Here is a 23,017-nt window from a genome sequence, read left to right as displayed (position 1 = left end):
TGCGATGCGAAGACCGCTATTGTAGCGTGTCTGAAGAGTCTGTCAACACAATTTGATCGGCGGCGATAAATATATTGGCAGTCGCACGTCCGCGGTGTCAGGCGCCGATCGGCTCCGCGCGCTTTGCCGCGAAATTCCAGCGCAGGGCTTCGCTGGTATCGACGCGACCGGGCAGCAAACCGGCCGCGAGGAACGTATCGGCGATCTTCTGCTGCTCGCCGAAGTTCTGCGTGGCGACGGCGCGCACGAGATAGCTGCGCCGCGCGTTCGCGCGCTCGATCGTCTTTGCGTCGAGTCCCCAGATCGGCGCGAGGAGGGTGGCGGCCTCCTGCTGATGTTCGCGCAGCCACGTGCCGGCTTGCGACAGGCGCTCGAACGCGATCTGGATGGCGTCCGGACGCGCGGCGGCAAAACTGCTCGACGCAAGGTAATAGCGCTGGTACGAAGCAAGTCCGTTGCCGTCGGCCAGAATCCGCACGTCGGGATTCGCGTCGACGGATGCGACATACGGATCCCACGTGATCCATGCATCGACGCTGCCGCGCTCGAATGCCGCGCGACCGTCCGCCGGCGTCAGGTAGTGGATCGCCGCGTCGGCCGGGGCGAGTCTGGCGTTCGCGAGTGCGGCCAGCAGCAGATAGTGGCTGCCGGCGGCCTTCGTGACGGCGATGCGCGCGCCCTTCAGATCGGCCAGCGTGCGCAGCGCGCTGTCGCGTTTGACGATGATGGCCTGCGCTTTCGGCGATGGCGCTTCCTGCGCGACGTACACGAAGCGCGCATGCGCGGCCTGTGCGAAGACGGGAACGGTGTCGGCCACGTCGGCGCTGAAATCGACCGCGCCGACGTTGAGCGCTTCGGTCAGTGGCAAGCCGCTTGCGAATTCATGCCACGACACGCGCAGCCCGAGCGGTGCGAGCGATTGCTCGAGCGTGCCACGGATCTTGAGCAGCGTAATGAGCGTCGACGATTTCTGATATCCGATGCGCAGCGTGGACGGTGCGTTCTCGGCTTGCGCGCGGAAGCCGGCGGCGCTCAGCCCGGCGGCCAGCATCGCGCGCGCGAACGCGCGGCGGTTCATCGACGTCATGGATCGTGTTCCTCGTTGGGTTCGTTGCAAGCAAGGCGGCTAACGTACCAACGGGGAGGGCGATCGATAACCGATTAATTCTGCTATCGATCCGCGTGGCGAGCATATGGCGCGACCGCTGCGCGCAATGTGAGGCCGAAAATGAAAAAAGGCCGGCATGAAGCCGACCTTTTCAAAAACAGATGGTGCCCAGGAGAGGACTCGAACCTCCACGATGTTGCCACCGCTAGGACCTGAACCTAGTGCGTCTACCAATTCCGCCACCTGGGCACGTTTTGCAGTAGCTGCTTGCTGCAAAGAAGCGAAATTATAGCGCCCCAATTATCCGTGTCAACACTTTTTTGCGATGCGCCGCAAACCGGCCGCTGTGGCGCCTGCACGCGGCATTCGCGTCATTTGGCGACACAGGCGGGTGATAGAATGATCCGTCGCCGTCACTATAGAACTGTCTGACGGACACTTCTATGTTGATGCCGTGCACCACCAGTCAACGCAACGAGAACAATCATCGACAAACCCTTGAGCAAATATCCGTACCCCATTCCGAGCCGTGAAGAAATTCTCGGCGTGCTGCGTACGAGCGACGCGCCGCTGGCCGCCAACGACATCGCCGAAGCGCTGTCGATCAAGCGCCAGGAACGCGAGGGGTTCTTCCGGCGTGTCGCCGCGATGGAACGCGACGGCCAGATCCGCCTCGACAAGCGCGGCCACTACCAGCTCACTCATCCGTCGAACTTCGTTGCCGGTCGCGTGCAGGGCCATCGCGACGGCTACGGGTTCGTGATCCGCGACGACGGCCAGGACGACCTGTTCCTGCCGAACGGCGAAATGCAGAAGGTGATGCACAGCGACCGCGTGCTCGCGCGGATCGTCGGCTACGATCGCCGCGGCCGTCCGGAAGGGCACGTCGTCGAAGTCACCGAGCGCGCGAACAAGCGCGTGATCGGCCGCCTGCTCAACGAGAACGGCGCGCTGATCGTCGCGCCCGAAGACAAGCGCATCGGCCACGACATCCTGATCACGCAGAACGTGAAGAAGGCGAAGGTCGGGCAGGTCGTCGTCGTCGAACTGACCGACTTCCCGAGCCGCCATTCGCAACCGCTCGGCCGCGTCGTCGAAGTGCTCGGCGACATCGACGATCCGGGCATGGAAATCGAGATCGCCGTGCGCAAGTACGGTGTTCCGCACGAATTCAGCCAGCCGGCGCTCGGCGAGGCCGCCGCGCTGCCGGACAAGGTGCGACCGGCCGACCTGCGCTTCCGCGTCGACCTGCGTGACGTGCCGCTCGTCACCATCGACGGCGAGGACGCCCGCGACTTCGACGATGCCGTGTACTGCGAACCGACCAAGGTCGGCCGCGGCGACGGCTTCCGCCTGATCGTCGCGATCGCCGACGTGTCGCACTACGTACAGCCGGGCAGCGGCCTCGACGCCGATGCGCTCGAGCGCAGCACGTCCGTGTATTTCCCCCGCCGCGTGATCCCGATGCTGCCGGAGAAGCTGTCGAACGGGCTGTGCTCGCTGAATCCGCAGGTCGACCGCTGCGTGCTCGCGTGCGACATGGTGATTACCGCGCGCGGCGAGATCAAGGCGTACCAGTTCTATCCGGCCGTCATCCATTCGGCCGCACGGCTCACGTACACCGAAGTCGCGGCCGTGCTGTCGAACACCAAGGGGCCGGAGGCCGCGCGTCGCGCGGATCTGCTGCCGCACCTGCAGGACCTGTACGGCGTCTACAAGGCATTGTTCGCCGCACGCCAGAAGCGCGGCGCGATCGACTTCGACACGACCGAGACGTACATCGTCTGCAACTCGCAGGGCAAGATCGAGCAGATCGTCCCGCGTCAGCGCAACGATGCGCACAAGCTGATCGAGGAATGCATGCTGGCCGCGAACGTCTGCGCGGCCGACTTCCTGAAGCGCCACAAGCACCCGGGCCTGTACCGCGTGCACGCGGGCCCGACGCCGGAAAAGCTCGAGAACCTGCGCGCGTTCCTGCGCGGCATGGGGCTGTCGCTCGGCGGCGGCGAGAAGCCGCACGCGAGCGACTACGCGGCGCTGATGGCGCAGATTCGCGACCGGCCCGATGCGCAGATGCTGCAGCCGATGCTGCTGCGCTCGATGCAGCAGGCCGTCTACAGCCCGGACAACATCGGCCACTTCGGTCTCGCGTACGAGGCGTATGCGCACTTCACGAGCCCGATTCGCCGCTATCCCGACCTGCTCACGCACCGCGCGATCTACGCGATCCTGTCGGGCAAGAAATACGCGCCGAAGGCACCGGAAGGCTTCGAACTGAACACCGCGCTGTCGCCGCGCGCCCGCGCGATGCAGCAGGCCGACGACGAATCGCGCGGCCGCTCGCGTTCGAACACGGCGATCTGGGAAGAGCTCGGCCTGCACTGCTCGGCAAACGAGCGGCGTGCCGACGAAGCGTCGCGCGACGTCGAGGCCTGGCTCAAGTGCTACTTCATGCGCGACAAGCTCGGCGAGGAGTACGGCGGGATGGTGAACGGCGTCACGTCGTTCGGCATCTTCGTGCAGCTCGACACGCTGTTCATCGAAGGGCTCGTGCACGTGACGGAACTCGGCTCCGACTACTTCCAGTACGACGAGATCAAGAACGAGTTGCGCGGCGAGCGCACGGGCATCCGGTATCGCCTGTCGGATCGCGTGCGCGTGCAGGTGAGCCGCGTCGATCTCGACGCGCGCAAGATCGACTTCCGCCTCGTGCGCGATACGCCGGTGAAGGCACCGCGTCCGACACCGGCGCCGGCTGTGGTCGGCAACGTTAACGGCAACGATCGCGGCGGTCCGCGCGTGCGCTCGCTGCCGCCGGTGGAGGACGCAGCGCCGCGCCGCAAGAAGCCGGCCGGCGCGCCGAGCGCCGCGGTGAACGAGGCGCGGGCGGCGCGTGCCGCGAAGAAGAAGGGCGGCGTGGCCGCGAAGACGGCCGCGAAGAAGCCTCACGCCCGCAAGAAGTATTGAGCGTTCGGGGCGGCGCATGCGCACGCCCTTGCAGTATCGAGAGACGCCGCGTTCTACCGGTCACCGGCCGGCAACGCGGCGCTTTCCTTTTCCATGGATCGCGGCTGCGCGCGTTGCGCGGCCGCACGTTTGATCGAAGGTTGTTCCAGTCATGTCACGTCTGAAGGTTCTTTACGGTTTTCATGCGGTGACCGCACGTTTGCGGCACGATGCATCGACGGTTGCGGAGGTGCTGTACGACCAGACGCGCCGCGACCGCCGCATGCAGGACTTCCTGCACACCGCGAAGGAAGCGGGCGTGCGGCTGATCGCGGCCGACGAAACGCGCCTGTGGGGCCTCGCGCATACCGAGCGTCACCAGGGCGTCGTCGCGCGCGTCGAGGACGTCCCGCTCGCGCAGAACCTGTCCGAGCTGCTCGACGGCATCCAGGGCCCGGCACTGCTGCTGGTGCTCGACGGCGTTACCGACCCGCACAACCTCGGCGCATGCCTGCGCGTCGCCGATTCCGCCGGTGCCCATGCGGTGATCGCACCGCGCGACCGCGCGGTCGGCCTGAACGCGACCGCGGCGAAGGTCGCGAGCGGCGCGGCCGATACGGTGCCGTACATCACGGTCACGAACCTCGCCCGCGCGCTGCGCGAGCTGAAGGAAGCGGGCGTGTGGATCATCGGCACGTCGGACGAGGCGTCGGGCACGCTTTACGACGCGAAGCTCGACGGCCCCGTTGCGATCGTGATGGGCGCGGAAGGCGAAGGCATGCGCCGGCTCACGCGCGACACCTGCGACGAAGTGATGAGCATCCCGATGGCCGGCAGCGTCGAGAGCCTGAACGTGTCGGTCGCGAGCGGCGTGTGCCTGTACGAAGCGGTGCGGCAGCGGCGCGTGAAGGGCTGAAATACGCTCGTCGATACCGGTCTTCACATGGGCTGACGCAAGTGGTCTCGCGCAATGCGCGGGCCGCGACGACGCGTGCCGCGATGGCGCGGCACGCGGCTCCCGGAGTTCGCGAACCATGACCCTGTTTCGCCTCGGCGCATCGTGCGCCATCCTGGGCCTGCTGGCCGCCTGCACGTCGCCGTCGCTGGTCGAGCGCGATACCTATTACGCCGACACCGGCCTGCACGCGCGCGGCGCCGATTCGCGTATCCGCTTCCTCGTGATGCATTACACCGAAAGCGACGAAGCGAAATCGCTGCGCACGCTGACGGGCGATTCGGTCAGCGTGCACTACGTCGTGCCGCCGCAACCGCGCATCGAGCACGGGATGCCGGTCGTCTACCAGCTCGTTCCCGAAGCGGAGCGCGCATGGCATGCGGGTATCAGCGAATGGCAGGGCACGACCGAGCTCAATGCGGCGTCGATCGGCATCGAGAACGTGAACCGCGGCCCGCTTGACCCGCAAAACCGCACCTGGCAGCCGTATCCGCCCGAACAGGTCGATGCGTTGATCCGCCTTTCGAAGGACATCGTCGCGCGTTACGGGATTGCCCCGACGCGTGTGGTCGGGCACAGCGATATCGCGCCGCAACGCAAGATCGACCCGGGCCCGCTGTTCCCGTGGCATGCGCTCGCGCAAGCCGGCGTCGGCGCGTGGCCGGACGACGCGACCGTGGCCGCACGGCTTGCCGACCGCGATCCGCACGCGCTCGTCGACGTGCGCGACTTGCAGCTGAAGCTCGCGCGCTACGGCTACGACGTGCCGACCGATGGCGTGCTCGATGCGCGCACGCGACGCGTGTTCGCCGCGTTCCAGATGCATTTCCGGCCGTCCGACTATGCGGGCGATCCGGATGCCGAAACCGATGCGATCGCGCAGGCGCTGCTCGACAAGTATTTCCCTGCCACGGCGGCAGCCGGCAACCGGTCTGCCGCCGGCGTGCCGTGATCCTCTGCATGCCAGGCGGCGCCGATAACGGCGTCGAAAAAGCCCGGGCCGTCTTCCGAGTCCGGTAAACTGGCGGTTTTCCGCAATCCCGCTGTATTCCCACCCCATGACTCAAGACGAACTCAAACGCCTGGTCGGCCAGGCGGCCGCCGATTATGTGATCCAGAACGTGCCGGAAGGCGCGGTGATCGGTGTCGGCACCGGCTCCACCGCCAACTGCTTCATCGACGCGCTCGCGGCCGTCAAGACGCGCTATCGCGGCGCCGTGTCGAGCTCGATCGCGACGACCGAACGCCTGAAATCGCACGGCATCAAGGTGTTCGACCTGAACGAGGTCGAGTCGCTGCAGGTGTACGTCGACGGCGCCGACGAGATCGACGCGAGCGGCGCAATGATCAAGGGCGGCGGCGGCGCGCTGACGCGCGAGAAGATCGTCGCGTCGGTGGCCGATACGTTCGTCTGCATCGCGGACGGCAGCAAGCGCGTGCCGGTGCTCGGCGGCTTCCCGCTGCCGATCGAGGTCGTGCCGATGGCGCGCACGGCGATCGGGCGGCGCGTGACCGCGCTGGGCGGCGTGCCGGTGCTGCGCGTGACGAAGGACGGCGCGCCGTACATCACCGACAACGGCAACGAGATCATCGACGTCAAGGGGCTGCAGATCGCCGATCCGCGTGGTTTCGAAGCGCAGGTGAACGGATGGCCGGGCGTCGTGACGGTCGGCCTGTTCGCGGAGCGCGGCGCGAATCTGTGCCTGCTCGGCACCGCGAACGGCGTTGAAACGATCGTTTATCCCGATTAATTAAAACTGAATGAGAAGCAGTCCGTAATGGCGTCAGGATGCCGTAACGGATTGCATGTTCGAATTTGGTGGAAGTCCCGGCCCGGCAAGCGCAGCGCGCTTTCCGGGCTTTTTTTGAAGCCGTATAAATCACCCCATTCAAAAGAGGGATAACCCTGTCAGGTGTTTACCAGATAGCGAAATATCCCCGAACTCGCCAACTTATAGATCATAAGAACAGTCGTAACCAGGGCCGGCGGAACTGCGGAGCAGTTGTTCGCAAATCGACGCACGGGGAGGTGTTATGGAGCAGGGCAAAGACCGGTCACTGGTCGCGAAAGTGATGGATGGGCTTGTCGCGGGTATTGTCGAAGACAAGTATGGCGGCATTCTGCCGCCGCAGGACGTGCTGTCGAAAGAGTTCGATGTGAGCCGTACGGTGATGCGCGAAGCATTGTCGATGTTGCTTGCGCGCGACATGCTCGATGTGCGTCCGAAAGTGGGTACGCGCGTTCGATCGATGCGCGACTGGCGCATGATCGATGAAGACGTGGTGAGCTGGCGATTTCGCGCGAAGCCCGACCCGCAGTTCATGCGCGACGTCATCGAATTCCGGATGCTGATCGAACCGCGTGCGACGGCGCAGGCGGCGGTTCGTGCGACCGCGGCCGAAATCGCGGGCATTCGCGAGGCGTTCGAAGCGTTCAAGGTGCTGCAGCCGGGCGACGCCGGCTACGACACCGCGGACGAGCTGCTGCACACGCGCATCGTGCAGGCGAGCGGCAACCAGTTCTTCCAGCAGATGGCGGCGATCGTACGCGGCGCCGTGCGGCTCGTGAATCCGCGCGTCGCGCAGAAGGAAGGCGCGCACGACATCGCGGTCAAGGCGCATGCGCGCGTCGTCGATGCGATCGAACGCCGCGATCCGCGCGAAGCCGAAGCGGCATCGCTCGCGCTGATCGATTTCAGCTCGGACGAGATCTCGCGCGATTTCTCCGTCGACGTGCCGGTGCGCGCCTGAATCAGCGCGCGTCGTTCATCCACGAGCCGGCGAGCCGTTTATGATGACGGCCGGCACGGCAGCGTGCCGGCCACCGTCATACGACCGATACGGAAGATCCGGATGAACGACCTCGACAACCGCCCGGTGCGCTTCGGCATCGTCGGCGCAGGCAGCATTGCGCGCCGTTTCGCGCGCAGCCTCGCTCACGTGCCGGGTGCCGTGCTCGCCGGCGTGTGGGCACGCCGCGCCGACGCGGCCGCCGCCTTCTGCAACGACTGCGGCGGCACGCCGGCCGCGAGCCTCGACGCGCTCCTCGCGAGCGACATCGACGCGATCTACATCGCGACGCTTCACGACAGCCACGCCCATTACGCGCAGGCGGCACTCGCCGCCGGCAAGGCCGCGCTGTGCGAAAAACCCGCGACGCTGAACGCCGCGCAACTCGACGCGGTGCTCGCTGCGGCCCGCGCGGCCGGACGGCTCTTCATGGAAGCGATGAAGCCGCCGTTCTTTCCGCTGTACCGTCAATTACGTGCGCACCTGCATGACGATCCGATCGGTGAGATCCGGCTCGTGCGCGCGGGCTGCGCGTCGTCGTCGGTGCCGGACGATCATTCCGTCTATCGACTCGACCGCGCCGGCGGCGCGCTGCTCGACATCGGGATCTACGAAGCGTTTCTCGCGGTCGACTGGCTCGGCGCCGCATGCGACGTGCAGACGCTCGGGCGCGTCGGCGCGACGGGCGTCGACGTATTCGCGAGCCTGAACAGCCGTCACGCGAACGGCGGTATCGCGCAGCTCTTCTGCGGGCTGGACGTGATGGGGCGCGGCGACGCGCTGATCGCCGCGGCGGGCGGGCACGTGACGATTCACGAGAAGTGGTGGAACCCGGCGCGCGCGACGATCCGCTATGCGGACGGACGCACCGTCGAACTGGATGCGCCGGTCGAAGGCGGGGGCCTGAACTACGAGACCGCGCATTTTTGCGACCTGCTGCGCGCGGGCGAGCTCGAGAGCCCGATCATGACGCACGACCATTCCCGACAGATGATCGCGATGACGGACGCGGCACGCGCGGCGCTCGGCGTGCGCTATTCGGGCGAATAGGCTGGAGGGACGGTGCCGGGCGCGCGTCAGCGGCCCGGCGGGAGCAGCAACGTGCTCAGTGCCGTGCGGGCAGCGACAGGCGCTTTTCGTACCAGCGCTGCACCCATTCGAGGATCTGGCACAGCACCCAGTAGATGGCCGCGGCGGCCAGGTACAGCGGCAACGGCTGATAGGTTGCTGCGATTACTTCCTGCGCGCTGCGCAGCAGCTCGGTCACGGTGATGACGGACACGAGCGACGTGTCCTTGATCAGGCTGATCAGGCTGTTCGAGAGGCTCGGCACCGCGATGCGCAGCGCCTGCGGGCCGATCACGTAGCGCAGCGTCTGCGCCCACGAGAGTCCAAGGCTGTAAGACGCCAGCCATTGGCCGCGCGCGATACCGTTGATCGCGCCGCGCATGCTTTCCGACATGTAGGCCGCGACGTTCGCGGACAGCGCGATGACACCGGCCGGCGTCGGATCGAGCGAGATGCCGAGGCTCGGCAGCCCGTAATAGATCACGAAGATCTGCACGAGCAGCGGCGTGCCGCGCATCAGGCTCACGTATGCGCGCGCGAGCCACGCGAGCGCGTTGACCCAGATGCGTTCGAAACCTTCGAGCGGTTCGCTTTGCCGGATGCCCATCATCGCGAGCACGACGGCGCCGAGCAGGCCGAACACCATCGACAGCACGGCGAACTTGACGGTCAGTACGGCACCCTGGGCGAGCACCGGCAGCGATTGGACGAGCAGGGACGTTGTCGACATGGAATACGAATCGGATGCGTGCGCGAAAGCGCAATCATAAACCGGACCGCTAAAACAAAGGGCGGCATCGTTGCGGATGCCGCCCTTTCCGGCCCGCCGTCAGGCGGGAAACAGAGGCCTGCTTACTTGATCGGCTTCGTCACGTCGATGCCGAACCACTTGTCCGAGATCTTCGTGAACGTGCCGTCGGCTTCGAGCTGCGCCATCGCGTCGTCGATCGCCTTCTGGAACTTCGGGTTGCCCTTCTTGAACGGGATGCCCGACGGGTTTGCCGAACCGACGTTCGCGCCCGGGCGCAGCGGCAGTTGCGAGTTCTTCGTCAGGTACGCGAGCATCAGGCGATCGTTCAGCGCCGCGTCGAGACGGCCGGCCGCGAGGTCGCGCAGGTACTCGGGCGCGCCCGGGTACGTCTTCACGTCGATGCCGGGCACCGACTTCGCCATGTCCATGTAGTTGGTGCCGAGCGCGACGCCGAGCTTCTTGCCCTTCAGGTCTTCAAGCGACTTGAACTGGCGCGTGTCGTCCTTGCGCTGGATCAGCTGCGCGGACGAGTACGTGTACGCGGGCGAGAAGTCGAGCGTTTCCTTGCGCTTGTCGGTGATGCCGACCTGGTTCGCAATCACGTCGAACTTGCCGGCCTGCAGGCCCGCGATGATGCCGCTCCATTCGGTCGTGACGAATTCGGTCTTCACGCCGAGCTTCGCGGCGACGGCCTTCGCGATGTCGACGTCGAAGCCGACCAGTTCGCCCTGCGGGCTCTTCGAGTTGAACGGCGGGAACGTGCCTTCGAGGCCGACGCGCAGCGTGCCGCGTTCCTTCACCTGGTCGAGGAGGTCGGCCGCATGCGCGGTGGCGGCGGCGAACGACGTGCCGATCAGGCCGGCAACGAGCAGCTTCTTCAGCGGCGAAATTTTCATCGTGTGAGCTTCCTTGCCCCAGCGGGGCGCTTGATTCTGACTGTGGGGTCGATCATAGCAAAAATACAATCGGCTACTAAATACCGTTTGTTTATGGCTATATTACGCGGCGCCGTCGCGCGCGATCGCCTTCACGCATTCGGCGACGAGCGCTGGGCCGCGATAGATGAAGCCCGTATACAGCTGGACGAGCGATGCACCGGCCGCGAGCTTCGCGCGCGCATCCTCGCCCGAAAAAATGCCGCCGACGCCGATGATCGGCACCGCGCTGCCGACTTCCGCATGCAGCTTGCGGATCACTTCGTTCGACGCGTCGAACACCGGGCGTCCCGACAGGCCGCCGGCTTCGTCCGCGTGCGGCAGGCCCTGCACGGCTGCGCGCGACAGCGTCGTGTTGGTGGCGATCACCGCTTCGATCTTGTGGCGCAGCAGCGTGTCGCCGATTTCCTTGACCTGTTCGTCGTCGAGATCGGGGGCGATCTTCAGCGCGAGCGGCACGAGCTTGCCGTGCAGGTCGGCGAGGCGCTGCTGCTTGTCCTTCAGCGCGGCGAGCAGTGCGTCGAGCTCGCCCGCGCCCTGCAGCTGGCGCAGGTTCTTCGTGTTCGGCGACGAGATGTTGATCGTCACGTAGCTCGCGAACGGGTACACGCGCTCGAGGCAGTAGAGGTAGTCTTCCGCCGCGCGTTCGATCGGCGTGTCGGCGTTCTTGCCGATGTTCAGGCCGAGGATGCCGCGATAACGGGCCGCCTGGACGTTCTTCACGAACTGGTCGACACCGTGGTTGTTGAAGCCCATCCGGTTGATCAGCGCTTCGGCCTGCGGCAGGCGGAACATCCGCGGGCGCGGGTTGCCCGGCTGCGCGCGCGGCGTGACCGTGCCGACTTCGATGAAGCCGAAGCCGAGCGACGCGAGGCCATCGATGGCGGCGCCATCCTTGTCGAGACCGGCGGCGAGGCCGACCGGGTTGCGGAACGTGAGGCCCATCACCGTGCGCGGTGCGTCGGGCACGCGGGCCGACAGCGCGCAGGCGAGGCCCGTGCGACCGGCCGCGCCGAGCGCGCGCAGCGTGAGGTGGTGAGCGTCTTCCGCATCCATCTTGAACAGGGATGCGCGGGCCAGCGGATAGAGGGAACTGAACACGGGAATTGGGCGGACAGCCGGAATGAATGACAACCCGCTATTTTACCGGGAGTGGCGCGGCAAGGGCGGGTTTCGCGTCGCACGCGCGGGCGGAGGCGTAATTTTCACGCGTTCTCGCAGGCGGCGGTGGCGCGTGCACGAGCGGAAACGGTGTGCGTTGCCGGCGCCGGGCCGCGTGCCGGCTCGCCCGTCAACCTGTTAGCCGGACCCGGAATGCCCGCCCGGCAACGGCGCGCGGGCGAGTGCCGCATCGACCGGCGGCAGGTCGACGCGATCCGGATCGAGTATTTTCCAGCGGCCGTCGAGCAGCCCTTCCAGCGGATGGAAGTTCGCCTTGTACGCCATCTTCGGGCTCTCGCGGATCCAGTAGCCGAGATACACGTACGGCAGGCCGAGGCTCTTCGCCTGCTCGATCTGCCACAGGATGTTGTACGTGCCGTAGCTCGTGTGCTGGTCGTCGGGCTCGAAAAACGTGTAGACCGACGACAGTCCGTCGCCGAGGATGTCGATCATGCTGACCATGCGCAGCTTGCCGGGCTCGCCGCCCGGCGTATCGAGGTCGCGGAATTCGACGAGGCGCGAATTGATCCGGCTCTGCAGCAGGAACTGCTCGTACTGGTCGCGGCTGTCGCGGTCCATGCCGCCGCCCGCGTGGCGCGCGGACTGGTAGCGCATGTAGAGCGCGTAGTGCTCCTCGTCGTAGTGCAGCGGGGAGACGGTCGCGACGAGCGCGCGGTGCCGCTTCCACATCCGGCGCTGCGTGCGTGACGGCGTGAACGCGCCGACCGGCACGCGCACGGGTACGCACGCGCGGCAGCCGTCGCAGTACGGACGATAGGTGAACACACCCGAGCGCCGGAAGCCGGCCTTCACGAGCTCGGTGTAAATATCGGAATTGATCAGGTGGCTCGGCGTCGCGACTTGCGAGCGCGCGATGCGGCCGTCCAGATAGCTGCACGGATAGGGCGCCGTTGCATAGAATTGCAGCGCCGAAAGCGGTGAAAGCGGCAGCTCAGTGGGGTGAGTCATGGGCAGCTCTCGATGCAGGGAAGGAGTGCCGCGCTAGCGCTCGATCCCGGAGGGAGCCGCCGGTTCGGCGGGGCCCGTCAGCGCGGCGAGCACGCGCTTGTCGAACTGCCACGGAATCGGCGGTTCGGCTACCGCGCGGCGCACGTGAGCGACAAAGGCCTTGCGTGCGATCTCGCGGCCACCGAGCGACGCTAGATGCGACGTATTCTGCTGGCAGTCTATCATTTCCAGCCCGTGCTCGCGAAGGTGGGCGACGAGCGTTGCCAGCGCGATCTTCGACGCATCGGTGGCATCCGCGTACATCGATTCGCCGAAGAACATCCGCCCGAACGCGACACCGTAGAGGCCGCCGACGCGGCGCCCGTCATGCCACGTTTCGATGCTGTGCGCGTTGCCGGAACGGTAGAGCGACGTATACGCGTCGATGATCTCGGCCGTGATCCAGGTGCCGCGCTGCCCGCGGCGCGGCGCCTGTGCGCACGCGCGCATCACGCCCGGAAAGTCATGATCGACGCGCACTTCCCACGCCGGATCGCGCAGTACGCGCTTGAGCGTCTTGCGCAGCGACGGGGACACCTTGAATTCGGCCGGCGCGAGGATCATCCGCGGGTCGGGGCTCCACCACAGCACCGGCTGGCCGTCCGAATACCACGGGAAGATGCCGCGCAGGTAGGCCTCGATCAGGCGTGACGGCAGCAGGTCGGCGCTTGCGGCGAGCAGCCCCGGCGCGCCGGTCGCGGCGCCGAGCGCGCGTTCGATGGGCGGAAACGGATCGTCCGGGCCGAGCCAGGGGACCATGGGGCGCGGGCTCAGCCGTTGCGCAGCGAGCGGAAGATATCGCCGGTATGCACGCCGTAGTCGCCGGCGGCGCGATCGGCGAAGAAGAAGCGCAGGGTCTGGCTGACGGTCGGGAACGCGATTTCGTCCCACGGAATGTCGGCTTCGTCGAACAGCTTGACTTCGAGGCTCTCCTCGCCGGCCTCGTAGGCCGGATCGGTGAGCCGCGCCAGGTAGAACAGATGCACCTGGTGCACGTGCGGCACGTTGAGCAGCGTGAACAGGTTCTGCACCTCGACGCGTGCGCCGGCTTCCTCGAGCGTTTCGCGCGCGGCGGCCTCGGCCGTCGTCTCGCCCATTTCCATGAAACCCGCCGGCAGCGTCCAGAAGCCGTAGCGCGGTTCGATCGCGCGACGGCACAGCAGCACCTGATCGCCCCAGACCGGCACCGTGCCGACCACGTTACGCGGATTCTGGTAATGGATCGTGCCGCAGTGATCGCAAATGAAGCGCTCGCGGTTGTCGCCCGGAGGAATGCGTGCGATGACGTCGTGACCGCAGACGGAGCAGAATTTCATGTCGAGTGGAAGGGACGAGGTGATGCGAGTGTATCACCCGGGCGGGGCATTCTTGAACGCCAGCGCATGTGCGCGGCGTGCCATGCGGGGCGCAGCGTGGCAACGCGCGATGCGCGGAATCAGGCGCGGAAAAACAAAAAGCCCGGCGCGGAGCCGGGCTTTTTGCATCGAATCGGGACGTTGGTTGCGGGGGTAGGATTTGAACCTACGACCTTCGGGTTATGAGCCCGACGAGCTGCCAGACTGCTCCACCCCGCGTCCGTCGAAGAATTGAATTATATGGGCTCTCTCGAATGCGTGCAAGCCTTTTCTGACAACCGCATTGCAATCGGCGGTGGAGCCCCCGCCGAGCCCTTGTAGGGCCGGTACGGCATGCGCGTGCGCTAGAATCGAACGGTTTGCTTGTATCGCCCATTCCTGCAGCGATGTCGTGCGCGATTGCGCCGGCGCCGCTGCAACACTCACTACTGCATCGACGGATTCATGGACATCGCTCACGATCTGCAATCGATCGGCGCGCAGGAACAGGCGCTCGTGTTTCCCCATTTCGACCCCGCGCGCGCATGGGCGCTCGGCAACCGCATGCATGCGCTCGCGACATCGCGCGGCCATGCGATCGCGATCGACATCGTCACGTTCGGCCAGCCGCTGTTCTATGCGGCGCTCGCTGGCGCGACCCCCGACAATGCCGACTGGGTGCGCCGCAAGCGCAACGTCGTCGCGCATTTCCGCCGCAGCTCGTATGCGATCGGCCTGCGCATGCAGCAGGCCGGCGCCACGCTCGCGGACAAGCACGGGCTGCCGATCTCCGAATATTCTCCGCACGGCGGTTCGTTTCCGCTGACCGTCGCAGGCGCCGGCGTGATCGGCTCGATCACGGCGTCGGGGCTGCCGCAGCGCGCCGATCACGAGTTCGTCGTCGAAGCGCTGTGTGCCGAACTCGGGCAAGACTATGCCGTGCTGGCGCTCGCAAGGAGCTGAACGATGCAGCTTCCGGGTTATGCATGGCTCGCGATCGCGATCGTCGCGGAGGTGATCGGCACGTCCGCGCTGCGCGCGGCGGACGGCTTCACGCGCTTGTGGCCGTCCGCGCTCGTCGTGGCCGGTTACGGCATTGCGTTCTACTGTCTGTCGCTCACGCTGCGCACGATGCCTGTCGGCATCATTTATGCGGTGTGGTCGGGTGCCGGCATCGTGCTGATCACGCTGGTCGCGATGCTGCTCTATCGTCAGGTGCCGGACCTGCCGGCCGTGATCGGTCTCGGGCTGATCGTCGCGGGCGTCGTGGTGCTGAACCTGTTCTCGAAGATGCAGGCGCACTGAGCGTGCGCTTGCGATACGCCGGATGGCTCACATGACCGATTCCACTTCCGCTCCCGCAGCGGCCGCCGAACCCGACGTGCGCGCGTATGTCGCGAATCGCATCGGCTATCTCGAACTGAACCGGCCGAAGGCGCTGAACGCGCTGTCGGTCGGGATGATCGGCTTGATGCAGCAAGCGCTCGATGCGTGGCGTGACGACACCGACGTGGTCGCCGTCGTCGTGCACAGCCCGCACCCGCGCGCGTTCTGCGCGGGCGGCGACGTGCGCTTCTTCCACGATGCGTGGCAGCGCGGCGACCGCGATGCGATCGACGGGTTCTTCATCGACGAATACACGCTCAATCACACGATCTTCACGTATCCGAAGCCGTACATCGCACTGATGCACGGCGTCGTGATGGGGGGCGGCATGGGGATTTCGCAGGCGGCGCGGCATACGGGCGGCCTGCGTGTCGTCACCGACTCGACGAAGATGGCGATGCCGGAAACGCGCATCGGCCTGTTCCCGGACGTCGGGATGAGCTGGTTTCTCGCGCGCGCGCCTGGCGCAATCGGCCGCTATCTCGCGGTGACCGGCGCGACGCTCGACGCCGCCGGCGCACTGTATGCACAACTCGCCGACGTCTATCTGCCCGATGCCGCGCTGCCGGCGCTGCTCGACACATTGCGCCGCGCACGCATCGACAGCGGCGCGCAGGCCGTTGCGTGCGTCGCCGGCGCGGCAGCCGCGCACAAGGTCGTGCCGACGCCCGATACGTCGGCGCTGGCCGATGCGCGCGCAGGCATTGATCGGCATTTCGCGCAACCCGATATCGGCGCGATCCTCGCGTCGCTCGATGCGGAGCAGGATTGCGCGGCCGTCGACGGATGGGTCGAGAAGGCGACCCATGCGATGCGCAGCCAGCTGTCGCCGCTGTCGATGGCCGTGTCGCTCGAAGTCGTCGAACGGGCGCGCGGCGCGACGATGGCCAACTGCCTGCGGCGCGATCTCGACCTCACGCGTTCGACGTTCGCGCACGGCGACGTGATCGAAGGCGTGCGCGCGCTGATCGTCGACAAGGATCTTCAGCCGGCCTGGCGCTTCAAGTCGAGCGCCGACATCGACCGGGCCGACGTGCTCGCGATGTTCGACAGCCCGTGGACGCCCGACTCGCACCCGCTGCGTAATCTGAAGGACTGACGCGCCGCGGTATCCGAACGAAAAAGGCCGCCTGCACACGCATGCAGGCGGCCTTTTTCGTTTGCGGATGCCGACTTGGCTCGACGGTGGCGGACGCGTTATTCGTCGTCGCCGGCGCTGTCCGACATGAAGGCGCGCATGAACACGAGCGCGCCGAAGCCCCAGACGGCGTTCGCCGCGAAACCGGCGGCGAGCACCGGCATCATGTTGCCCGACGGCCAGATTCCGCGCAGCGGATCGATCGCGAACACGCGGGCAGCCGTCAGCACGATGCCGCCGAACACCAGCGCGCCGATCCACGGCGCTTCGCGATCCGGCGACACGCGCAGCAGCCACGCCATCGGAATCGCGCAGCACGCGCTGATCAGTGCGTTCGCGACAAATTCAGGAATGCCGAGCGGCGCGAACGGTTGCGTGGAAAACCCGGCGGCGGCGATCAGGTCGGCCGTATGCAGCAGCGCGAGCGTCGCTTCGCGAAAGAAGAGGGCGGCCAGGAAGCCGGACAGGAACGGCAGGATGACTTTCTGCATCGATGAGTGCATTGCAGGCGCGGACGGCCGGGGCCGTTCGCGCGATGTTATTCGGATAGGTGCGTCATTATAGGGCCCGGCCGGCGCGATATTCGCTGCAGCGTCGTGCTAATCACGAAAGCGGAAAACCTAAGCTCAAAAAAATCGTTCCAAAGCCCCGCACCGATCCATAGACTGATTTCCCAGAAACAGCCGTGCAATTGCGTATTCGCCCGCTGCGCGGCCTGACCGGCGAACCATCCCGATTCGAACGCACACCATGCATGCGTCGCTCATTCGCGACGCGAGCAGGGCGTCGCTTTATCCAAATTCCGGCACGGACAGTCAAGCAGGAGCAGCAGATGAATGTTTTCTGGTTTATCCCCACGCACGGCGACAGCCGTTACCTCGGCACCGCCGAAGGTGCGCGCGCCGCGGATTACGATTATTTCAAGCAGATCGCCGTCGCGGCCGATACGCTCGGCTATGAAGGCGTGCTGCTGCCGACCGGCCGTTCCTGCGAGGATGCGTGGGTTGTCGCGTCGAGCCTGATTCCGGCGACGCAGCGTCTGAAGTTCCTGGTTGCCGTGCGTCCCGGCATCGCGTCGCCCGGGCTGGCCGCGCGGATGGCCGCGACGTTCGACCGCCTGTCGGGCGGCCGCCTGCTGATCAACGTCGTGACGGGCGGCGACGCCGCCGAGCTCGAAGGCGACGGACTGTTCGCCGACCACGACACGCGCTATGAAATCACCGACGACTTTCTGAACATCTGGCGCGGGCTGCTTTCGGCATCGCACGACAACGGCGGCTTCGACTACATCGGCAAGCACCTGCAGTCGAAGGGCGGCAAGGCGCTTTATCCGCCCGTGCAGCATCCGCATCCGCCGCTGTGGTTCGGCGGCTCGTCGCCGGCGGCCCATACGATCGCCGCCGATCATATCGACACTTACCTGACCTGGGGCGAACCGCCCGAGGCCGTCGCGAAGAAGATCGCCGACATTCGCGCCCGTGCCGAAACGCGCGGCCGCAAGATCAAGTTCGGCATCCGCCTGCACGTGATCGTGCGCGAGACGGAAGACGAAGCATGGCGCGATGCCGAGCGACTCATCAGCCGTCTCGACGACGACACGATCGCCCGCGCGCAGAAGGCCTTCGCGAACATGGATTCGGAAGGCCAGCGCCGGATGGCCGCGCTGCATGGCGGCAAACGCGGCGGCCGCGAGGCGCTCGAGGTGTATCCGAACCTGTGGGCCGGCGTCGGGCTCGTGCGCGGCGGCGCGGGGACGGCGCTCGTCGGCAACCCCGAGCAGGTCGCGGAGCGCATGCGCGAATACGCGGATCTCGGCATCGAGACGTTCATCCTGTCCGGCTATCCGCACCTCGAGGAGTCGTACCGTTTTGCGGAGCTCGTGTTCCCGCTGATCAAGGGCAACGGCGCGAAGCGTCCGTCGGGCCCGCTGTCCGGGCCGTTCGGCGAGATCGTCGGCAACAACTATCTGCCGAAGGCGGCCCAGAGCTGAGCGAAGGAGGCCTGCGATGACTACCAAAACGTCGACGACGGGCGCCGTCGTGGCCGCCCGCGCATGGCGCGGCGTCGCGCCGTGGCTCGTGCCGCTCGCGCTGCTGGTCGCATGGGAAGTCGGCGCGCGCGTCGGCTGGCTGTCGACCCGCGTGCTGCCCGAACCGGTGGCGGTCGTGCGTGCCGCGTGGTCGCTCGTGACGTCGGGCGAGATGTGGGCGAACGTGAAGGTCAGTACCTGGCGCGCGCTGATCGGTTTCGCGATCGGCGGCGGCGTGGGGCTGGCGCTCGGGCTCGCGACCGGCCTGTCGAAGGCGGCGGAAGTCGCGCTCGACTCGACGATCCAGATGATCCGCAACATCCCCGCACTCGCGATGATTCCGCTCGTGATCCTGTGGTTCGGCATCGACGAGAAGGCGAAGCTGTTCCTCGTCGCGCTCGGCGTGTTCTTCCCCGTCTACATCAACACGTACCACGGGATCCGCTCGGTCGACGCGAACCTGATCGAGATGGCCAAGAGCTACGGCCTGCGCGGCTTCGCGCTGTACCGCGACGTGATACTTCCCGGCGCGTTGCCGTCGATCCTGGTCGGCGTGCGCTTCGCGCTCGGGCTGATGTGGGTGATGCTGATCGTCGCTGAAACGATTTCCGCGCAGTCGGGCATCGGCTACATGACGATGAACGCGCGCGAATTCCTGCAAACCGATGTGGTGGTGGTCGGCATCCTGCTGTACGCGGTGCTCGGCAAGCTGGCCGACGTGCTGGCGAAATGGATCGAGCGCGTGACGCTGCGCTGGCACCCCGCTTATCAATCAGGAGCAAAGGCATGAATGCGACGACTTCGGCGGCCGCTTACGGCCCGCTCGCCGGCGCAGACCTCGAGGCCGAACTGGCGCAGGCACGCGTGACCGATGACGACGCGCGCGATGCGGCGATCGTCGACCGGGACGGCGGCGCATCCGTCGTGCCGCTCGCACGGCGCCGCGCGGGCAGCCCGGCACAGGACGACGCGGTGACGCTGTCGGGCGTCAGCAAGCGTTTCGGCGCACGCACCGTGCTCGACAACGTCGAACTCGGCATCGCGCGCGGCAGCTTCGTCGCGATCGTCGGCCGCAGCGGTTGCGGGAAATCCACGCTGCTGCGTCTCGTCGCGGGACTCGAGACGCCGAGCAGCGGCACGCTCGCGACGCGCGGCGAGGGCGGCGGCGCGCTCGATACGCGGATCATGTACCAGGACGCACGGCTGTTGCCGTGGAAGACCGTGCTGCAGAACGTGATGCTGGGCCTCGGCCGCGGCGCGCGCGACCGGGCGCGCGCGGTGCTCGACGAAGTCGGGCTGCTCGAGCGCGCGAACGACTGGCCCGCGCAGTTGTCGGGCGGCCAGCGACAGCGGGTTGCGCTCGCGCGTGCGTTGGTGCACCGGCCGCAGTTGCTGCTGCTCGACGAACCGCTCGGCGCGCTCGACGCGCTGACCCGTATCGAGATGCACGCGCTGATCGAGCGGTTGTGGCGCGAGCATCGCTTCACCGCGCTGCTCGTCACGCACGATGTGCAGGAAGCGGTCGCGCTCGGCGACCGGATCCTGCTGATCGAGCAGGGACGTGTCGCGCTCGACCAGGCGGTGCCGCTCGACCGGCCGCGTGCGCGCGCATCGGCCGCGTTCGCGGCGCTGGAAGATCGCGTGCTGCAACGCGTGCTCGCCGGCGGCCCGGGCGGCGCCGACCAGCAGGTGCCTGAAGTCGATCACGTACGACCGGTCGGACAGATTCGCTGGGCCGTTTAAACCCGGGCGGCAACGGCCGCCCGTTCTCAGACTTTTTTCTTCGGAGCGATCAACCCGATGAGCATCACTGCAATCAACGTGCGTAACCAGTTCAAGGGCAAGGTGAAGGAGATCATCCGCGGGCCGGTGGTCTCCGAAGTCGACGTCGAGACGCCGTTCGGCATCGTCACGTCGGTGATCACGACGCGTTCGGTCGATGAACTCGAACTGAAGGTCGGCGCGGAAGTCGTCGCGCTGGTGAAATCCACCGAGGTGTCGATCGCGCGCCTCTGAACTCGGTTTTTCCGCGCCGGCCGCCGTGGATGGGGATGCCCGACCACGGCGGCCGGCGTTTTTGTCGCGCGTTTGCCGCGTGTTTGCCGCGGTATTCGGCGTCCGGACGAAGTGCTAGGATGGAACGACACCGACGCCGGAGGCCAACGCATGACCCCCATCCTTTCTCCCGAAGCCATCGAGGCGCTGAAGTGGATCGACCAGTTCGGCGATACCCGGCCGGTCCCCGCCGCGTACGACGATGTCGTCTATGCGTTGCTCAACGAAGGGCTGATCTACCAGGCGGCAGCCGACCGGGTCGACCTGACCGCCGACGGCAAATCCGTTTTGTCCAACGAATACGATTGAGCGCGCGCCGCCGGCCGTCGAGGCGGCCTGGCGGTGCGTTGCCACGGAGCGAGCGATGGAACCGAGAGGCAGCGATCTCGACGATTTCAGCGAGCCGTACCGCGGCTATGAGATCGAGGTGAAGACCGAGCAGGTCTGGGACGGCGAGCATGCGCATTACCGCCTGCTGCAGGGCGCGGCCGTGCGGATCGACTGGCGGCTCGTGAAAGTCGACGGCATGCTGCTGACCGAACGGCGCGTGATCGAGCGCGTACTCGACGAGGCGCGGCGGGCCGTTGACGCCGAACTGGGCGAGGGCGGGGCGGTCTAGTCAGGCTGCCGGGCCGGCCCGGTCGCGTTGCGGTAAAATGGCGGGTTATTTCCCGTGCCGCTTGCTGCCCCGAATTCCATGTCCGTACCGTCTTCGCTTCCGCCCCGCCGCGTTTCCGTGGCCCCGATGCTCGACTGGACCGACCGTCATTGCCGGTCGTTCCATCGCACGCTGACGCGCGACACATGGCTCTATACGGAAATGATCACGACGGGCGCGCTGCTGTTCGGCGACGCCCAGCGGCATCTCGCGTTCACGCCGAACGAATCGCCGGTCGCGCTGCAGCTGGGTGGCAGCGAACGGGACGATCTCGCACGCGCGGCGAAACTTGGCGAGCAGTGGGGCTACGACGAGATCAATCTGAATTGCGGCTGTCCGTCGGAGCGCGTGCAGCGCGGTGCGTTTGGCGCGTGCCTGATGAACGAGCCGCAACTCGTCGCCGACTGCGTGAAGGCGATGCGCGATGCGGTGTCGGTGCCGGTCACGGTCAAGCATCGGATCGGCGTCGATGCGGTCGAGGACTATGCGTTCGTGCGGGACTTCGTCGGCACGGTGGCCGAAGCGGGCTGCGAGACGTTCGTCGTGCATGCGCGCAACGCGATCCTGAAGGGACTGTCGCCGAAGGAAAACCGCGAGATCCCCCCGCTCAAGTACGACTATGCGTATCAGCTGAAGCGCGATTTCCCGTCGCTGGAGATCGTGATCAACGGCGGGATCAAGACGCTCGACGAAGTTGCGCAGCATCTCGAGCATGTCGACGGCGTGATGCTCGGCCGTGAGGCATATCACAACCCGTATGTGCTCGCGGGCGTCGATGCGTGCTTCTATGGGTCGACTGCGGCGGTGCCGACGCGCGAAGAGGCCGAGGCACAACTGATCGAATATTGCGCGGCGGAACTGAAGCGCGGTACGTATCTTGGCGCGATCGTGCGGCACGCGCTCGGGCTCTATCGGGGCGTCGCGGGTGCGCGCGGCTGGCGTCGTGTGCTGTCCGACAACAAGAAGCTCGCGCGCGGCGATCTGGCCGTGTTCGACGAGGCTCGTACGCATCTGAACGACGCTCTCGAAAATTTTGAAAAAAGTGCTTTGCAAGACGGAAAAGTGTTCGTATAATCTTGTTCTTCGCTGCTGAACACGAAACGAAACGAAACAGCGAAGAAACAAAGCAGTATCAGTGGTGGCTGTAGCTCAGTTGGTAGAGTCCAGGATTGTGATTCCTGTCGTCGTGGGTTCGAGTCCCATCAGCCACCCCAAAATTCTGAAACAAAACAGGCGCTTCGGCGCCTGTTTTGTTTTGCAGCGAACAACTCGGGGCAATAAGGTCGATTCGAGCCTCGCCATCTCTAGAGCGTTCTGCTCATCATCCATCCATTTCGCGTACGGTACCGAGAACATCTCGATGCATGTCGGGATATGCATACGCTCATCGCGAGCAAACTCATCGCGTAGTCGACTTTGATGCGTGGCTTGACACCCCCTCGTGGAGCAATGGTCCGTCAGTACGTTGTGGGATGCGGTGCACGTCTCGCCCCGTCTGCGTCGCCGAAGCGCAGTTGTCGAGCATTCCGGCGTGCAACGTATCGACTAGTTGCGCTGAAGACCGGAAAGTGGCCGAGCCAGCGGAACGCGTCGAGCCGGGCGCTCTGAAGGTGGCGTACTTTCGGCCGCGAGAGTGGGGAGTATCGACTGCCCACCCTGCTGAAGCGTGGAAAGCGGGCGAAATGCGCGGATAGT

Annotated in this window: 24 protein-coding genes and 3 tRNA genes; 17 read left to right on the top strand and 10 right to left on the bottom strand. The window is 66.1% G+C overall.

Translation table 11 applies throughout. The annotated features are described in order from the left end of the window. Positions 1-97 precede the first annotated feature (97 nt). Together C7H84_RS31200 and C7H84_RS31195 are read right to left on the bottom strand one after the other, a co-directional pair. On the bottom strand, positions 98-1,087 hold the full coding sequence (locus C7H84_RS31200) for an aliphatic sulfonate ABC transporter substrate-binding protein (protein WP_121862402.1): 990 nt from the start codon (positions 1,085-1,087) through the stop codon (positions 98-100). 183 nt (positions 1,088-1,270) lie between these two features. Further along, a tRNA-Leu gene (locus tag C7H84_RS31195) sits at positions 1,271-1,357 on the bottom strand. A gap of 249 nt (positions 1,358-1,606) precedes the next feature. Between C7H84_RS31195 and rnr the strand changes: the two genes are divergently transcribed. The 6 genes from rnr (at position 1,607) to C7H84_RS31165 (ending at position 8,849) form a co-directional block, all read left to right on the top strand. Continuing rightward, on the top strand, positions 1,607-4,075 hold the full coding sequence (gene rnr / locus C7H84_RS31190) for a ribonuclease R (RefSeq protein WP_121862401.1): 2,469 nt from the start codon (positions 1,607-1,609) through the stop codon (positions 4,073-4,075). A gap of 151 nt (positions 4,076-4,226) precedes the next feature. After that, entirely contained in the window at positions 4,227-4,970 is a 744-nt protein-coding gene (gene rlmB / locus C7H84_RS31185; RefSeq protein WP_121862400.1) for a 23S rRNA (guanosine(2251)-2'-O)-methyltransferase RlmB, read from the top strand. A gap of 118 nt (positions 4,971-5,088) precedes the next feature. Further along, positions 5,089-5,961 (top strand): N-acetylmuramoyl-L-alanine amidase, encoded by an 873-nt coding sequence (locus tag C7H84_RS31180; RefSeq protein ID WP_121862399.1) that lies wholly within the window; start codon positions 5,089-5,091, stop codon positions 5,959-5,961. Positions 5,962-6,067: 106 nt separating this feature from the next. Further along, the gene (gene rpiA / locus C7H84_RS31175) at positions 6,068-6,760 is read left to right on the top strand and encodes a ribose-5-phosphate isomerase RpiA (protein WP_121862398.1); all 693 of its coding nucleotides are present in this window, start codon (positions 6,068-6,070) and stop codon (positions 6,758-6,760) included. Positions 6,761-7,043: 283 nt separating this feature from the next. Beyond that, positions 7,044-7,760: an FCD domain-containing protein gene (locus C7H84_RS31170; RefSeq protein ID WP_121862397.1), complete on the top strand. Its 717-nt coding sequence runs from the start codon at positions 7,044-7,046 to the stop codon at positions 7,758-7,760. 102 nt (positions 7,761-7,862) lie between these two features. Further along, complete coding sequence (locus C7H84_RS31165; protein ID WP_121862396.1) at positions 7,863-8,849, top strand: Gfo/Idh/MocA family oxidoreductase; 987 nt, start codon at positions 7,863-7,865, stop codon at positions 8,847-8,849. 55 nt (positions 8,850-8,904) lie between these two features. On the opposite strand, the gene C7H84_RS31160 is transcribed toward C7H84_RS31165, so the two are convergent. From C7H84_RS31160 to C7H84_RS31130, 7 genes are all read right to left on the bottom strand, one after another. Continuing rightward, on the bottom strand, positions 8,905-9,597 hold the full coding sequence (locus C7H84_RS31160) for an amino acid ABC transporter permease (RefSeq protein ID WP_121862395.1): 693 nt from the start codon (positions 9,595-9,597) through the stop codon (positions 8,905-8,907). Between the two features lie 122 nt (positions 9,598-9,719). Further along, positions 9,720-10,514 carry a cystine ABC transporter substrate-binding protein gene (locus C7H84_RS31155; protein ID WP_121862394.1) on the bottom strand — a complete coding sequence of 265 codons (795 nt, stop codon included), beginning with the start codon at positions 10,512-10,514 and terminating at the stop codon, positions 9,720-9,722. A gap of 102 nt (positions 10,515-10,616) precedes the next feature. Continuing rightward, positions 10,617-11,654: a quinone-dependent dihydroorotate dehydrogenase gene (locus C7H84_RS31150; protein ID WP_121862393.1), complete on the bottom strand. Its 1,038-nt coding sequence runs from the start codon at positions 11,652-11,654 to the stop codon at positions 10,617-10,619. Between the two features lie 198 nt (positions 11,655-11,852). Next, a complete protein-coding gene (locus C7H84_RS31145; protein ID WP_121862392.1) occupies positions 11,853-12,683 on the bottom strand; it encodes an arginyltransferase in 831 nt (276 codons plus the stop codon). 33 nt (positions 12,684-12,716) lie between these two features. After that, entirely contained in the window at positions 12,717-13,481 is a 765-nt protein-coding gene (aat, locus tag C7H84_RS31140) for a leucyl/phenylalanyl-tRNA--protein transferase (RefSeq protein WP_121862391.1), read from the bottom strand. A gap of 11 nt (positions 13,482-13,492) precedes the next feature. Next, positions 13,493-14,038 carry an NUDIX hydrolase gene (locus C7H84_RS31135; protein WP_121862390.1) on the bottom strand — a complete coding sequence of 182 codons (546 nt, stop codon included), beginning with the start codon at positions 14,036-14,038 and terminating at the stop codon, positions 13,493-13,495. Between the two features lie 181 nt (positions 14,039-14,219). Beyond that, positions 14,220-14,296, bottom strand: a tRNA-Met gene (locus C7H84_RS31130). Between the two features lie 225 nt (positions 14,297-14,521). Here C7H84_RS31130 and C7H84_RS31125 point away from each other — a divergent pair. Genes C7H84_RS31125 through C7H84_RS31115 form a run of 3 tightly spaced genes read left to right on the top strand, consistent with a single transcriptional unit; the run spans position 14,522 to position 16,541 of the window. Next, positions 14,522-15,019, top strand: a complete 498-nt coding sequence (locus C7H84_RS31125) for a heme-degrading domain-containing protein (protein WP_063549259.1) — start codon at positions 14,522-14,524, stop codon at positions 15,017-15,019. 3 nt (positions 15,020-15,022) lie between these two features. Continuing rightward, the gene (locus C7H84_RS31120) at positions 15,023-15,361 is read left to right on the top strand and encodes a multidrug efflux SMR transporter (protein WP_121862389.1); all 339 of its coding nucleotides are present in this window, start codon (positions 15,023-15,025) and stop codon (positions 15,359-15,361) included. Between the two features lie 31 nt (positions 15,362-15,392). Beyond that, positions 15,393-16,541 carry an enoyl-CoA hydratase/isomerase family protein gene (locus tag C7H84_RS31115; protein WP_121862388.1) on the top strand — a complete coding sequence of 383 codons (1,149 nt, stop codon included), beginning with the start codon at positions 15,393-15,395 and terminating at the stop codon, positions 16,539-16,541. Positions 16,542-16,639: 98 nt separating this feature from the next. On the opposite strand, the gene C7H84_RS31110 is transcribed toward C7H84_RS31115, so the two are convergent. Next, positions 16,640-17,071 carry a hypothetical protein gene (locus tag C7H84_RS31110; protein ID WP_121862387.1) on the bottom strand — a complete coding sequence of 144 codons (432 nt, stop codon included), beginning with the start codon at positions 17,069-17,071 and terminating at the stop codon, positions 16,640-16,642. A gap of 341 nt (positions 17,072-17,412) precedes the next feature. On the opposite strand from C7H84_RS31110, the gene ssuD reads away from it, so the two are divergent. From ssuD to C7H84_RS31070, 8 genes are all read left to right on the top strand, one after another. Next, positions 17,413-18,570: an FMNH2-dependent alkanesulfonate monooxygenase gene (gene ssuD, locus C7H84_RS31105; protein WP_121862386.1), complete on the top strand. Its 1,158-nt coding sequence runs from the start codon at positions 17,413-17,415 to the stop codon at positions 18,568-18,570. A 16-nt stretch (positions 18,571-18,586) separates the two neighbouring features. Further along, on the top strand, positions 18,587-19,399 hold the full coding sequence (gene ssuC / locus C7H84_RS31100; protein ID WP_121862385.1) for an aliphatic sulfonate ABC transporter permease SsuC: 813 nt from the start codon (positions 18,587-18,589) through the stop codon (positions 19,397-19,399). Further along, positions 19,396-20,352 (top strand): ATP-binding cassette domain-containing protein, encoded by a 957-nt coding sequence (locus C7H84_RS31095; protein WP_121862384.1) that lies wholly within the window; start codon positions 19,396-19,398, stop codon positions 20,350-20,352. Before ssuC ends, C7H84_RS31095 begins: the two co-directional genes overlap by 4 nt. Before the next feature lie 57 nt (positions 20,353-20,409). Further along, on the top strand, positions 20,410-20,625 hold the full coding sequence (locus C7H84_RS31090) for a molybdopterin-binding protein (RefSeq protein ID WP_006400187.1): 216 nt from the start codon (positions 20,410-20,412) through the stop codon (positions 20,623-20,625). A gap of 150 nt (positions 20,626-20,775) precedes the next feature. Beyond that, positions 20,776-20,973: a hypothetical protein gene (locus tag C7H84_RS31085; RefSeq protein ID WP_121862383.1), complete on the top strand. Its 198-nt coding sequence runs from the start codon at positions 20,776-20,778 to the stop codon at positions 20,971-20,973. 55 nt (positions 20,974-21,028) lie between these two features. Further along, a complete protein-coding gene (locus tag C7H84_RS31080) occupies positions 21,029-21,283 on the top strand; it encodes a hypothetical protein (protein WP_121862382.1) in 255 nt (84 codons plus the stop codon). Between the two features lie 126 nt (positions 21,284-21,409). Beyond that, positions 21,410-22,396 carry a tRNA dihydrouridine(20/20a) synthase DusA gene (gene dusA / locus C7H84_RS31075; protein WP_240462143.1) on the top strand — a complete coding sequence of 329 codons (987 nt, stop codon included), beginning with the start codon at positions 21,410-21,412 and terminating at the stop codon, positions 22,394-22,396. Positions 22,397-22,460: 64 nt separating this feature from the next. Then, positions 22,461-22,536: transfer RNA gene (locus C7H84_RS31070), tRNA-His, on the top strand. Positions 22,537-23,017: the final 481 nt, after the last annotated feature.

The organism is Burkholderia sp. Nafp2/4-1b (genome assembly GCF_003635165.1).
Classification (GTDB): Bacteria; Pseudomonadota; Gammaproteobacteria; order Burkholderiales; family Burkholderiaceae; genus Burkholderia.
The sequence above is the reverse complement of the archived record's forward strand: the minus strand, read 5'-3'. Positions and strand labels throughout refer to the sequence as shown.